This is a genomic window from Plebeiibacterium marinum, from assembly GCF_026013615.1.
Taxonomy (GTDB): Bacteria; Bacteroidota; Bacteroidia; order Bacteroidales; family Marinilabiliaceae; genus Saccharicrinis; species Saccharicrinis marinus_A.
Window position 1 is genome coordinate 75,762 of sequence record NZ_JAPDPI010000016.1, and the last position, 13,688, is coordinate 89,449.

Sequence of the window (13,688 nt, forward strand, 5' to 3'; positions counted from 1 at the left end):
ATTGGTTGTGATTTTAAATATTCTGATTATGAAACTCGCAATAATCACCGGAGGAACAAGTGGATTAGGATTGGCATATGCAAATTGTTTAGCCGGTAAAGGTTGGCACCTGTTAATTACAGGGAGAAATGAAACCAGGTTGCTGTCTGCCAAGGTATATTTGCAGAAAAAGTATAAAGTGCCGGTTTCTGCCCATAAAGTAGATTTTAATAACGAAAATGAATTTGGCTGCTTTATTGATCGTGTTAAAAAGTTAAAAAGGGTTGATATGCTGATAAATAATGCCGGTTTTGGTTGTAGAAACGGATTTGTTAAAGAGCAGTTTTCTACACATCAAAAAATGTTGCAGGTATACATTACAGCATATACACATTTGATTCATTCCATTGTGCCTAAAATGACAGAACAAGGAGCGGGTAACATCATCAATGTTTCATCCTTGTCTGCTTTCTTGCCATCTCCGTTAAATTATTTTTATTGTGCATCCAAGGCGTTTCTAATTAGTTTTTCTGAGTGTTTGCATGTTGATTTAAAGGATAAGGGTGTGAAAATTCAGGTTCTTTGTCCGGGATTTATAAAAACTAACTTTCATAATAGGATTAAGAGAGGAAGTGTGTGTGATGGTTTGGTAGGCAGCTTGTTGTGGATGAGTGCGGATAAAGTAGCACGATTAAGTCTAAAGTCTTTAAAAAGTTCAGGAGTGGTCGTTATTCCGGGATTGGTAAATAAGTTTATATATTATTTGTCACGATGGATTCCACGAAAAGCATATTACTGGGCCGTGTATCGTAGTGCCCGGTATTTAGACAAACCAAATGAAACAATGCAGGTTGTAAAGGAGCAACGCAAAATGGTTTATGCCTAATACTGCTATATCTGATTGAAACTATCAGGTGTTAAGTTTATACGCCATGTGTGGCTCGGAAGTTTTCTGTCATCATATGGAGTTTGTTAAAAAACCTGTTTCGTTCCTTTTCTCCAACCTGACTGATTAGGTTCGATTTGGACAAAATAGCTTTCTGGAAGTTTTCAATACCCATACAAAAGTCTGGATTTGAAGAAACCAGTAAACCTAAAACATTGTAGGTCATAAATACACTACAAGTATCTCCACAAGATACATGTATGGTGTTGTCATTTAAAACCACCTCATTTTCATACAAGGTATATGAGTTTTCAATTCCTTTCAATTCTTCTCCTATCAGGAACCTCATACCCAGTTCGGCTTCTTTCTTGTTATGTTCAAGCCATATCTCAATTTTATCAAGCAGAATGGATAAATCATCTTTACCTTTAAAATATCCCGACACCCAATAATACTCAATCTGTCTCATTAGTATCCTGAAAGTGTCTTCGTTCCATATTTCGGTAGTAGGTATCTTGGTTGAAATATTGCTAATGTGTTTGCATTTTTGTTCTATTTCAGGATGGATAGATCTGACATCAAACTTTTTGTCTTCAAGTTCAGCTGAACTAAACAGTGTTTTGCCCCAAAAAAAGAATTTGAAAGCTGCAATTTCAGGAAACTGAAAATACTGGAAAATTGGAGGGTCTTTTGCTGCGTAAACAATCTCCTTGAATGGGTGTTGGTGGATGAGGTTAATGTAGTAATAGATAAAATCCAGCCATTTTAATCCGCTGAATTTTCCGGGTTGCACGGGGTAGTGTTTGAATGAAATATAATTGCTGTCGTTATTTAAAAGTTCGTCAAATGAAATGTCAAAATGTTTGGCTAATTCAATAGCTTCCTGCATTGATATGCTTTTTTCACCCCTTAGTCTCCTGTAAGCACTATCATAGCTTATTTTTAACAATTCGGATATTTCATGTACAAGCGAATAGTTTGCGCCAAGTTTTTCTTTTATGGCTTTAAAAAATATTGCTTGTATGTTCGAATTGGAAATCATGCTATTAAAGTTACAACAAAACAGGTGTAAAACAGAATTTATTTTAAAATGTGAGAATATTTTTTGGAAATAAAGAACATATCGTTATCTTTGTAGCAACTCATAGTTTAGGGTTAGGTTTGGTTAAAGATTGGAAAGCAGCTGTATAAACGTTTTATAGCTGCTTTTTTTATGCAAACAGGTGAACGTTTTATGCCTGTTGGCTTTTTGCCACTTCTGTTATACAGAAAAACTATCCCCCTGTGCTATCTGTCTTCTTCTAAAATTATATTTTTGTGTTATGATAGATATTGATATTGAAACATATTATTCTCAATACGAAAATATACCAGTAATAGATGTCCGTTCTCCTGGAGAATTTGAAAAGGGGCATATTCCCGGAGCTTATAATATACCACTTTTCAATAATGAAGAACGTGCCCATGTGGGAACTGTTTATAAGCAAAATAGTAAAGAAGCTGCTATTGAGTTGGGTTATGAATATGTAACACCAAAGCTTGAGTGGTTTATTAATGAGTCACAAAAGGTTTCGCCTGATAAAAAGGTAGTTGTGCATTGCTGGCGTGGTGGGATGCGGAGCCACTCTTTTGCTAAACACCTTGAAGAGAATGGCTTTTGTAATGTTAAGGTTATAGATAAGGGATATAAAGGATTCAGGAATTTTGTTTTGGATTCATTTAAGGTAGGGGTTGACTTAAAGGTGATAGGGGGATTTACAGGTAGTGGAAAAACCCATATTTTGCACAGGCTTGAAAATATAGGATGTCAGATTGTAGATCTGGAAGGATTGGCCAATCATAAAGGATCTGCTTTTGGCGGTATTGGGGAAGAAGTTCAGCCTACGGTGGAGCAGTTTGAAAATAACTTGTTTGATATATGGCGCAGGCTTGATTTTTCAAAACCTGTTTATATTGAAGATGAGAGCCATAATATTGGTAGCGTAAAGCTGCCCATGGATTTGTATGAGATGATCAGGAATGCCATTGTTTATTTTTTGGTAGTGCCTAAAGAACAGCGAGCTAAGGTGTTGGTTGGTGATTATGCCGGGTTTGATAATGAGTTGTTGGAATACGGGATCCATAAAATCAAAAAGAAACTGGGTGGTTATGTAACAAAATTGGCGTTGGAGGCTCTTGAAAATAAGGATTACTTCCAGGTAGCCATGTATACTTTAAATTATTACGATAAAAGCTATATGAGGGGCGTAATGAGACGCGATCCTGGTAAAATCAGAAAAATAGAGCTGGTTGATTCTGATCCTGACGGCAATGCTGTGTTGATCAAAAAAATTATTGAGCAGGGAACTGTCTGATTCTTGTAGTTTCATATTTTATAAATAACGGAAAATGTCTGAAAAAATAAAACTCACACAGTATAGTCACGGAGCGGGATGTGGTTGTAAGATTGCACCAAAGGTGCTGGATGCCATGTTGGTTAGTAGTATTAATCCAATTGTGGATGAAAGACTGGTGGTGGGAAATGATAGTCGTGATGATGCTGCTGTTTATGATCTTGGCGATGGTACTGCTGTAATCAGTACTACCGATTTTTTTATGCCAATTGTTGATGATCCGTTTGTTTTTGGAAAAATAGCGGCTGCCAATGCCATTAGCGATGTTTATGCAATGGGGGGTAAACCGTTGATGGCTATTGCTATTTTGGGATGGCCGGTTAATAAAATAGATCCTGAAGTAGCCCGCCATGTTCTGGATGGAGGCCGTGAAGCTTGTAAAGAAGCAGGGATTATGCTGGCTGGAGGACATAGTATCGATAGTCCTGAACCTATTTTTGGTCTTGCAGTTACCGGAAGGGTTGAGTTTTCAAAGTTAAAGCAGAATAATACAGCAACTAAAGGCTGCAAATTGTTTCTGACAAAGCCATTGGGGGTTGGTATTTTAACTACAGCACAAAAAAAAGGAGTGTTAAAATGTGAGCATCAGCAGGTGGCTCCCGAATCCATGAGTAAACTTAATGATATCGGGTGTAAACTGGCTGATATTGATGGGGTAAAGGCAATGACTGATGTTACGGGTTTTGGTCTTCTTGGGCATCTGCGTGAAATGTGCGAAGGAAGTAATCTTTCTGCCCAAATACGGTTTAAAGATATTCCGAAATTTGATATGTTAGATGAATATCTGGATATGGAGTGTGTACCGGGGGGGACAAAAAGAAACTGGGACAGTTTTGGTGAAAAAATTAAAGTTGATGATCCTGCGTTGATAAATATTTTGTGCGACCCGCAAACCAGCGGTGGCTTGTTGATAGCTGTGGAACCGGATGCAGTAGGTAAAGTAGAAAGGCTATTGGGTGTACATGGAATTGAAGCAAGTTGTTTTGGTGAATTGGTTGGCCCACAGGATAAAGTGATCGTGGTTTATTAGAATGTTCCATCATTTAAAGTCAAAAAGAAAGGTTACAGAAAAGTGTTTTTTCAATAATAAAGGTTCTTGATCCATTTTGATTTTTTGGGTATTTCCTTAATCATATTATCCATTAGGTTCAGGTCTGTTATTTCTCTTTGGGTAATTATCTCAAAAGGAAATGATTTCAGTAGATTTCCCCGAAGGTATATTTGTTCTATGGATTTTGAATTGATCAGGTGTTCGCAGCCGTTTGTAATTTGGTTTTCGGTAAAATCAACTGTTTTTAACGACTGGCATGAGCTTATGGTTGAAGGAATTTGTTGAAATTCGTTTTGTCCCAGATAAAGTTTTTCTAACATAGGTAGGTTAGTGATTGTTTTTGGCAATGATTTGAGTTGGTTGTTCCTGATATCCAAACATTTTAAATTTTTAAGTTTACCAAATTCGTCTGGTATGTGTTTGATGTTGTTGTCTTGAATGTTTAGGTATTCAAGATTTTGTAACTTAAATAAGGCTTTGGGCCATTGTCCTTTTAAGCGGATTTTTTGGATGCTGAGGTGAGTAATCTGACCAGAGTTATTGCATTGGTATCCTTTCAAAAACCAAACAACCTTTTCCAGCTTTTTTAGTTTTTTCGAAAGTTCCTTTTCCAGTTCTTCAATAATAAGAAGGTCGTCCATGTTGCAATAGTTGAATTGTTTCTCTTTTCAAATCTACTAAATAACAATTGACAATAAAAGAAAAAGTAAGGAGCACCTAATTAACCAGAGTTCTTTAGTGTTGATTGGATTTAGTTTAATTTGTCAATTGGCGTAACTGCTATGCTCCAGACTGGTTTTGCCTTTTGTTATGTTGCGATATTGAATGTTCCACCTAATCTTTTGCGATATTCGGCAGGAGTAATGCCTGTAAAGTGTTTAAACAGCCTGTTAAAGTAAGATATGTTGTCGAAGGATAAACTGTAGGCAATTTGCTTGATAGGTTCGCTGTTAAGGCTTAATAGTAATTGTGCTTTTTCTATGCGTTTCCGGTTTATGTAGTTTGTTGGTGTTGTTTTCATTTCCTTTTTAAACAAGCGGATAAAATGATCGGTTGAAACAAAGCATATGTCTGCAATGTCCTTTATCCTGATATTGGTATTAATATGGGTATTGATGTATTTTAAAGCATTAATGATTCTTTGATCAGAGGTAGTGGCCTGTTGTTGAGCTCCAACAATAAACCTTGATATCAGTTGCTGTATTATTGCCTTTGATTCGATAGAGACATAAAGCGGGCGTTTTCTGCTGGTTGTTAAGTTCTCGTCCAAAAAGGAAGGCGTATCATATTCTTTTGGATCATATTTTCTCAACATCCTGTTAGGGTTTATCTCGTAGATCCTCTTAAAAAGCATTTGATCTAATTCGGATGCTTTAACCTCAAATGGGAATTCAAATTGGTCATATAGTGAAATAGTGTCTAAACTCTCATCATATATGTGTAGGTAGTACAAGTTGAAATTACCTGCGCAACTATCGGTGTGTACTGTATAGGGAGGGATGAGGTATATGTGATCGGGTTTAAGGATATGTTGTTTTTCGTTAATGGTAACCATTGCTTTTCCCCCTGTAACAAGGTATAATCTTGCAAAGGGACTAATTACGTTAGTATAGTTCCAGTCTCCATTGTGGGTGGCAAATCCAATATTTAAAAGAATAAAGTGTAAATTTTTTGACACCATACCGTTCTTTGTGTTTTTTGCAAAAATAATAAATATCGATATAATATTATATCTGGTCGTTTATGTGTAATTAGGAAAAGTGCACTTTGTTTTATATTTGTAGTGCATTTAATAGTCGGTATGTGATTGTATAATAGTTCAGTATGTACATTGTTGTAGTGTTAGGCTGTTTTACCGTATAAAGAGTGTGGGTTTATAGAGATACGATATCGTGCTATTGTTTAATTAGTCATTTTAGGGTGTTATGCAGATGAATAGTAATCAATCTTCCAAGGGAGTTTTACTGGAGAAAAAATATATTCTTTCCTTTATATTACTTTCTAGTTGTTTTATGTGGTGGGGAATTGCCAATAATTTAACCGATCCACTGGTGAAGGTTTTTAAAGCTGTTTTTGGAGAGCTGTCAACGTTTCAGGCCTCTTTAATTCAGTTTGCATTTTACTTTGGATATTTTTGTATGGCTTTGCCGGGAGCGGCCATTTCTCGAAAGTTTTCTTATAAAACTGGTGTTCTGGTAGGATTAGGGGTATATGCATTAGGGTGTTTTCTTTTATATCCAGCCACTTTGCTGCAGGAGTTTGTGTATTTCTGTGTTTCATATTATGTTTTGGCTTGTGGATTAGGAATTTTGGAAACGAATGCAAATCCCTATATTATAGCTTTGGGCGATAAGCAAACAGCAACTCGTAGATTGAATTTTGCTCAATCCTTTAATCCAATTGGTGCTATAACCGGGATTGTTTTGTGTCAGGTATTAATAATGTCACGGATGCCTGTTGATGCACTGGGTAATATTACTATTCCAGCTAGTAAAATTAATGAAACACTTCATATTGTCATTTTTCCTTATTTATCCGTTGCGGGTATTCTTGCATTGGTATGGATGCTTATTGCAATAACAAAAATGCCAAAGGTTTCAGATGAGCATGAACATGTTCATATTTTTAAAACCTTCAGAGCCTTATTTAATAATGCAAATTATACCTTCGCTGTTGTGGCTCAGTTTTTTTATGTTGGGGCACAAATTTCAGTATGGACCTATACAAACTTTTATATTCCGGAGCATTTACATGTTACTCCTGATGTGGCTTTGCAGTTTCATACCGGCGCCCTGGTCTTGTTTAGTGTGGCACGCTGGGTCTTTACTATTTTAATGAAGAAGTTTAAGGCCCAGTCTCTTTTGTTGTTTTCTTCGGTGTTGGCTATTGTGTTGTGTTTGTTAGTTGTATATGTGGGTGGAAAAATAGGGGTATTTGCCCTGATTGGTATTTCAGGTTGTATGTCGTTGATGTTTCCAACTATTTTTGGTTTGGGTAGTGAGGGTTTGAGTGATGCGGAAACCAAAGTTGCTTCTTCCGGATTGATAATGGCCATTTTGGGTGGTGCGTTAATTACTCCTTTGCATGGGTTTATGATAGATTTATGGGGGGTAAGTTTATCTTATCTGCTCCCCTTGCTTTGCTTTGTAATTATAGGCTCATATGCATATACAAAAATAAAGCTGTTTTAAATATACGTATTGTATGAGTTTTGATTGTAGTAACGAAATAGGAAATAGTGGGGTGTTTATCCCTTCTATTGTGTTTGGAACGAGTTATTTAGGAAATCTGTACAAAAAACTTTCATATGATGAAAAGTTGCGGTTGGTGCAAGGATGGTTTATGTGTACAGAAAAGCCTGTGATCGATTCTGCCGGAAAGTATGGGGCAGGCATGTCTTTAGAGATGATAGGGAGGTTGTTGGGAGATTTGAATGTTGATCCAGGTCAGGTAACAATAAGTAATAAGTTGGGATGGTATCGAATTCCCTTGCGGACTGAGGAGCCAACATTTGAACCGGGTGTGTGGGTGGATTGTAACTACGATGCCGTGCAAAAGATAAGTTATGAGGGGATTATTCAATGTTGGGAACAGGGAGAGGAACTGTTGGGGGGCAAGTATAAAACCCAGCTTGTTTCGGTGCATGATCCGGATGAATACCTCACTGGTGCTGATTCGTTAAAGGATAGGGAAAAGCGGTTGTTGGATATAACAGAAGCTTACAGAGCTTTGTTTGAACTGAAGGCGAAAGGTCTGGTAAAGGCTGTGGGTGTTGGTTCGAAAGATTGGCATGTTATTGAGGAGCTGTATGGGGAGGTTAAGTTTGATTGGGTTATGTTGGCTAATTCTTTTACCATCATGAAACATACGGATGAATTTCTTGGTTTCGTTAACCGGTTGCATAGAGATGGGGTTGCTGTAATTAATTCAGCAATATTTCATGGAGGGTTTGTAACCGGGAGTGATTTTTTTGATTATAAAAAAGTCGATCCGGAGTCAAGTCAGGGAAAAGAAATCTTAGCATGGAGAAATGGCTTTGATAATTTGTGCAGTATATATAAAGTGCATGCATCTGATGCGGCAATTCATTTTGTTTTGTCTCACCCTGCAGTTTCATCTCTGGCACTAAATACTAGCAAGCAGGAAACAATGCTGCGCAATTGGGATGTTCTCCATAGAGAAATTCCAAAGGAATTTTGGAGAGAAATGAAATTGAAAGGTTTAATATCTGCCAATTATAATTACATATAAATCATGTGCTATGGTAATAGATTCTCATCATCATTTTTGGAAATATAATACAGCAGAGTTTGGCTGGATAGATGACCGGATGAGCAGGATAAGGAGGGATTTTTTGCCTGGCGACCTTCTTTCTGAAATAAAAGAAGCCGGGGTGGAAGGTGTAGTAACAGTTCAGGCCAGGCAGTCTTTGCTTGAGACGGACTGGTTGCTTGAAGTGGCAAAGGCCCATGATTTTATTAGGGGGGTTGTGGGGTGGTTGCCAATTCAGAATGGTGATTTTTACAAATGGCTGGAAAGGTATTGTTGCTACCAGAAGTTGGTAGGTTTGCGACATGTAGTTCAGGATGAGCCTGATGAACGGTTTATACTTGGACGGAATTTTAATGAGGGGATAAAGAAAATTACTGAGGCTGGATTGGTGTATGATATTCTGGTTTTTGATAAGCATCTTCCTTGTGTGATTGAGTTTGTTAAAAGTCATCCAAATCAACTTTTTGTTCTTGACCATATTGCTAAGCCTAAAATAAGGGAAGGTTATTTGTCTCCCTGGAAAGAGAATATGAAGCAGTTGGCGGCATTGGATAATGTGTATTGCAAAATATCAGGTATGGTAACAGAAGCTGATTTTGAAAATTGGAGAGAGGAGGATCTGCAGCCTTATTTTGATGTTGTGCTGGAGTTGTTTTCCCCTGATCGATTATTGTTTGGGTCGGATTGGCCGGTGTGTTTGGTTGGAATAAAGTATGGACGTTGGGTTGAACTGGTAAAAAAGCAGGTGAAAAGACTATCCGAAGATGAACAGGATGCTATATTGAAACAAAATGCCATAAGAGTTTATGGTTTGTATGTATAAGTAGTAAGGGACATATTTAATGTGGAAAATGAAACGAGTCATAAGAAAAGTTCTCATTCAGTGGGATGGTTATTTCTCCGGCGAGTTTCATGTGGCAAATGAAAGAAAATTATAAACAGATGAAAGCAGTTGTTATAGAAAAGCCAGGCGTGGCTATGGTTGTTAACAGAGAAAAGCCTGTAATAAAACAAGGCGAGGTATTGCTGAAAATTAAATATGTTGGTTTTTGCGGATCTGATCTCACAACATATTTGGGTAAAAACCCAATGGTTAATTATCCAAGGATACCCGGCCATGAAATATCTGCTGTTATACACGAGTGTGCAGATGGGGTGCCGGAAAATTATACTGTTGGTAAAGCAGTAACAGTGATACCTTACAGTAATTGTGGGCAATGTCCCTCTTGCAAGGCAGGACGGGAATATGCTTGTCAGTTTAATCAAACCCTTGGAGTTCAGAGAGATGGGGCTATGTGTGAGTATGTGTCAGTTCCCTGGCAAAAGTTATTGATGGCAGAAGGTTTGAGTGATGTTGAATTGGCTCTGATTGAACCGTTAACAGTAGGGTTTCATGCAGTTGAAAGGGGGCGTGTGACGGATGGGGATACTGTTTTGGTGTTTGGTTGTGGTATGATTGGAGTAGGGGCTATAGTGCGATCGGTACTACGGGGTGCAAAGGTGATTGCTGTAGATATAGATGATGAAAAACTGAAAATTGCTAAAGAGTTAGGTGTGCAACATACAATAAACTCATTAAGTGAAGATTTAAGCTTGCGGCTAAAAGATATAGAGCCGGGAGGTCCCAGTGTGATTGTAGAAGCCGCAGGAAATCCTAAGACATATCTTTCGGCAGTACAGGAGATTGCATTTACGGGAAGGGTGGTATGTATTGGATATGCAAAAGAAGAGGTATCTTTTGCTACAAAGTTGTTCGTGCAAAAGGAAATGGATATTCTTGGATCGCGTAATGCTACAGCAAATGATTTTAGGGCAGTGATATCATATCTTGGCCGGGGTGTTTTCCCGGTAGATAAAATGGTTACAGAAATTGTTGAACCGGAAAAAGCAAGCCAGGTACTTAATGGTTGGTCAAAAAATCCCGGAAAAGTATTTAAAATTCTGCTGGAGTTTAATTGATGAATCTTTTATGAGATTTTTTCTAAGAGAACCGATAGTAGACTGTCAATGGGATCTTTCGTTTAATGACTTTGTAAATTATTAGCAGGAGATATGGAGCGAATTCCAAATAAATAAAGTAAGGTGGTCAAGAAAAAAAGCCCTCTGTTAATTTAACAGGGGGCTTTTAAAATGTGAGAGCTTGTTAATTAAAGCTTGATCAGTTTTACTCTGCCAATCTGACCAGTCTTTAATTTACACTCAATGCCTTTTAGATGAAAAGCTACCTCGTCAATCACTTCTTGCACAACACCGTGTGTTAAATTACCTGATCTTTCATCTTGCTTTTGAAGAATAGCAACTTTTGTCCCTTTTTTAATGTTTTTTCTTTCTCTTCCGTCCATTTCTATGCTTCTATATTTGATACGTTAATTTTTTATTGCGCTGAATATAAGGCAGTATTGTTTGTTATTATAGGAACGCAGCTGCCTGTATAAAACAAAAACTCCCGACCTTCTTTCGAAAATCGGGAGTTTGATGAGGTTCCTGGCGGATTCGAACCGCCGTACCTGGTTTTGCAGACCAGTGCCTAAGCCACTCGGCCAAGGAACCTTTTTGATTCGGGTTGCAAAATAAGCAAATAATTCCTTATCAAGCAAGAGAAAAATATAATTTGTTGCGAAAAAATAATCTTTGGGTTTTAAATCAGGGAATTAAATTTTGCATGCCTTGGTATTTTGTTGTTCTCTGGCTTTTGAAATTAATAACAACACAACAATTACATGTTCATTGATTTCGCTCTGTGTTTTTTTCCAATGTAACACTTACTGCTTTCATTTGGCCTCCCATGGGAGGATTCATCTTTGATGCCTTTACCTTAATCCAGTTTATGTAATCAAATTTTTTAACAATGGCATCCACAATTCGGCCAACGAGATGTTCGAGTAAATGTGATTTCTCACTGATCTCTTTCTTTGTTATCTCATAAACGGTAACATAGTTCAATGCATCCTGAATATTATCTGTTTTGCTTGCTTTTTCAATATCGGTTTTAATTGAAATGTTTACAATAAACCTGTTACCTACTACTTGCTCCTCCTTGAAACAGCCATGGTAAGCATAAAACTCCATGTCTTCAAGCTCAATTATTCCCTGTTGCATAATTTATTTATCTTTATTTGGATGCGAAGTTATGAATTAGATTAAGCAAATTGTAGCGGATGTATGAAAATTTTATACATATTAACGTTTAAAATATGTACTGATAATTGCAAAACTTTTATTTTTGTAGGTTTCAAGATGGAACTAAGAAGATTCGCTCTGAGATCTCTTATCTCTATTCTAAATTTTTAGAATTTTTTACCTATGAGCAAAGACAAAATAGAAAATGCAGCGGAAGCAGTAAAGTCGAACTTTATCCACCAGGAAATTGATAAAGACCTCGCTGAAAATAAAAATAACGGAGCGGTATTAACAAGGTTCCCTCCAGAACCTAATGGATACTTGCATATAGGCCATGCTAAATCTATTTGTTTAAATTTTAGTCTGGCACAAAAATATAAAGGAGGGTGTAACCTTCGTTTTGACGACACAAACCCTGTGAAGGAGGATGTTGAATATGTTGAGAGTATTCAGGAAGATGTAAAGTGGCTTGGCTTTAATTGGGAAGGAAACGTAAAATATGCTTCAGATTATTTTGACCAGCTGTATGATTGGGCAGTGAAGTTGATTAAAAAGGGCAAGGCCTATGTTGATGATCAAAGTGCAGAGGAAATTGCTTCGCAAAAAGGTACGCCTACTGAGCCTGGACAGGAAAGTCCATACCGTAATCGCTCCGTAGAAGAGAATCTGGATCTTTTTGAAAGGATGAAAAACGGTGAGTTTGCAGCAGGGGCAAAGGTATTGAGAGCCAAAATTGATATGGCGTCACCAAATATGCACTTGCGTGATCCTTTTATGTACCGTATTATTCATCAATCGCACCACAGAACCGGGGATAAATGGTGTATATATCCAATTTACGATTTTGCTCATGGTCAGGAAGATTTTGTAGAAGGTATAACACACTCAATATGCACGCTGGAATTTAAGGTGCACCGTCCGTTATATGACTGGTTTTTAGATCAGATTATTGATGGAGATGAGGAGATGGAAAAAAGAGTCAGGCCCCGCCAGATTGAGTTTGCCCGCTTAAATTTGAATTACACTGTAATGAGTAAGCGCAAGCTGTTGGAGTTGGTTCAAAAAAATATTGTTGCAGGATGGGATGATCCTCGTATGCCAACGGTTTCCGGCTTGAGAAGAAGAGGTTATACTCCTGAATCTATCCGTAACTTTGCTGATAAGGTTGGCGTTACAAACAGGGATAGTATAAGTGATGTGGCCTTGTTGGAAAGTTGTGTGCGTGAAGACCTGAATAAAAAGGTGGCCAGGGTAAACGCTGTGGTTAATCCTTTAAAGTTAATCATCACAAACTATCCTGAAGGGCAGGTTGAGATGGTTAACATGATTAATAATCCTGAGGACGAATCAATGGGCAGTCGTGAATTGCCGTTTAGCCGCGAGGTATATATCGAACGTGAAGATTTTATGGAGGATGCACCCAAGAAGTTTTTCCGTTTAGGGCCAGGTAAAGAGGTTCGTTTAAAAGGAGCTTATGCTGTAACCTGTACCGATTTTAAAAAGAATGAAGCAACAGGAGAAATAGAGGAAATTTATTGTACTTATGATCCGGAAACAAAATCGGGTGCCACTACAGTAACCCGTAAAATAAAGGGGATCCTTCATTGGGTGTCTGTTGAACATGCTGTTGATGCAGAGGTAAGGATGTATGACAGGTTGTATAACCATGAAGATCCTGCAGGGCAGAAAGATGCAGATCATCTTGATTTCATCAACCCTGAATCACTAAAAATAGTGAATGCCAAAGTAGAGCCTTCGTTAAATGAAGCCAATCCTCTGGATAAGTTTCAGTTTCAAAGGGTAGGATACTTTTGTGTGGATAAAGATTCAACTTCGGGTAAACTTATTTTCAATAGAACTGTTGCTCTTAAAGACAGTTGGGCCAAAAAGAAATAAGTATCCTGAAATAATAATACAGTAAAGGGTGCTTGATTCAAGTGCCCTTTGTTTTGAAATAGTGAATGTTTAATAATTTGTTAAGATTTGA

13 protein-coding genes and 1 tRNA gene are annotated in these 13,688 nt (G+C 37.5%); 8 read left to right on the top strand and 6 right to left on the bottom strand.

Going from position 1 to position 13,688, the window contains the following annotated elements:
- The first annotated feature begins 28 nt into the window (after window positions 1-28).
- On the top strand, window positions 29-865 hold the full coding sequence (locus OM074_RS09420) for an SDR family NAD(P)-dependent oxidoreductase (protein WP_301199212.1): 837 nt from the start codon (window positions 29-31) through the stop codon (window positions 863-865).
- Window positions 866-902: 37 nt separating this feature from the next.
- Here the strand turns inward: OM074_RS09420 and OM074_RS09425 are convergent, their stop codons facing one another.
- Window positions 903-1,907 (bottom strand): helix-turn-helix domain-containing protein, encoded by a 1,005-nt coding sequence (locus OM074_RS09425; protein ID WP_301199213.1) that lies wholly within the window; start codon window positions 1,905-1,907, stop codon window positions 903-905.
- Window positions 1,908-2,187: 280 nt separating this feature from the next.
- Here OM074_RS09425 and mnmH point away from each other — a divergent pair, with 280 nt between their 5' ends.
- Together mnmH and selD are read left to right on the top strand one after the other, a co-directional pair.
- The gene (mnmH, locus tag OM074_RS09430; protein ID WP_301199214.1) at window positions 2,188-3,219 is read left to right on the top strand and encodes a tRNA 2-selenouridine(34) synthase MnmH; all 1,032 of its coding nucleotides are present in this window, start codon (window positions 2,188-2,190) and stop codon (window positions 3,217-3,219) included.
- Between the two features lie 34 nt (window positions 3,220-3,253).
- Entirely contained in the window at window positions 3,254-4,288 is a 1,035-nt protein-coding gene (gene selD, locus OM074_RS09435; RefSeq protein WP_301199215.1) for a selenide, water dikinase SelD, read from the top strand.
- A gap of 50 nt (window positions 4,289-4,338) precedes the next feature.
- Here the strand turns inward: selD and OM074_RS09440 are convergent, their stop codons facing one another.
- Both OM074_RS09440 and OM074_RS09445 read right to left on the bottom strand, forming a co-directional pair.
- A complete protein-coding gene (locus OM074_RS09440; protein WP_301199216.1) occupies window positions 4,339-4,950 on the bottom strand; it encodes a leucine-rich repeat domain-containing protein in 612 nt (203 codons plus the stop codon).
- Between the two features lie 167 nt (window positions 4,951-5,117).
- The gene (locus tag OM074_RS09445; protein WP_301199217.1) at window positions 5,118-5,990 is read right to left on the bottom strand and encodes a helix-turn-helix transcriptional regulator; all 873 of its coding nucleotides are present in this window, start codon (window positions 5,988-5,990) and stop codon (window positions 5,118-5,120) included.
- 250 nt (window positions 5,991-6,240) lie between these two features.
- Here OM074_RS09445 and fucP point away from each other — a divergent pair, with 250 nt between their 5' ends.
- From fucP to OM074_RS09465, 4 genes are all read left to right on the top strand, one after another.
- Window positions 6,241-7,500 carry an L-fucose:H+ symporter permease gene (gene fucP, locus OM074_RS09450; protein WP_301199218.1) on the top strand — a complete coding sequence of 420 codons (1,260 nt, stop codon included), beginning with the start codon at window positions 6,241-6,243 and terminating at the stop codon, window positions 7,498-7,500.
- 13 nt (window positions 7,501-7,513) lie between these two features.
- A complete protein-coding gene (locus tag OM074_RS09455) occupies window positions 7,514-8,560 on the top strand; it encodes an aldo/keto reductase (RefSeq protein ID WP_301199219.1) in 1,047 nt (348 codons plus the stop codon).
- Window positions 8,561-8,570: 10 nt separating this feature from the next.
- Entirely contained in the window at window positions 8,571-9,404 is an 834-nt protein-coding gene (locus OM074_RS09460; protein ID WP_301199220.1) for an amidohydrolase family protein, read from the top strand.
- Between the two features lie 119 nt (window positions 9,405-9,523).
- On the top strand, window positions 9,524-10,540 hold the full coding sequence (locus OM074_RS09465; protein ID WP_301199221.1) for a zinc-binding alcohol dehydrogenase family protein: 1,017 nt from the start codon (window positions 9,524-9,526) through the stop codon (window positions 10,538-10,540).
- 188 nt (window positions 10,541-10,728) lie between these two features.
- Here OM074_RS09465 and OM074_RS09470 read toward each other — a convergent pair whose 3' ends face one another.
- The 3 genes from OM074_RS09470 to folB form a co-directional block, all read right to left on the bottom strand.
- Window positions 10,729-10,923 (bottom strand): YwbE family protein, encoded by a 195-nt coding sequence (locus OM074_RS09470; RefSeq protein ID WP_301199222.1) that lies wholly within the window; start codon window positions 10,921-10,923, stop codon window positions 10,729-10,731.
- A gap of 136 nt (window positions 10,924-11,059) precedes the next feature.
- Window positions 11,060-11,131 (bottom strand) — tRNA-Cys (locus OM074_RS09475).
- Window positions 11,132-11,305: 174 nt separating this feature from the next.
- The gene (folB, locus tag OM074_RS09480) at window positions 11,306-11,680 is read right to left on the bottom strand and encodes a dihydroneopterin aldolase (protein WP_301199223.1); all 375 of its coding nucleotides are present in this window, start codon (window positions 11,678-11,680) and stop codon (window positions 11,306-11,308) included.
- Window positions 11,681-11,884: 204 nt separating this feature from the next.
- Between folB and OM074_RS09485 the strand changes: the two genes are divergently transcribed.
- The gene (locus tag OM074_RS09485; RefSeq protein WP_301199224.1) at window positions 11,885-13,597 is read left to right on the top strand and encodes a glutamine--tRNA ligase/YqeY domain fusion protein; all 1,713 of its coding nucleotides are present in this window, start codon (window positions 11,885-11,887) and stop codon (window positions 13,595-13,597) included.
- Window positions 13,598-13,688 lie beyond the last annotated feature (91 nt).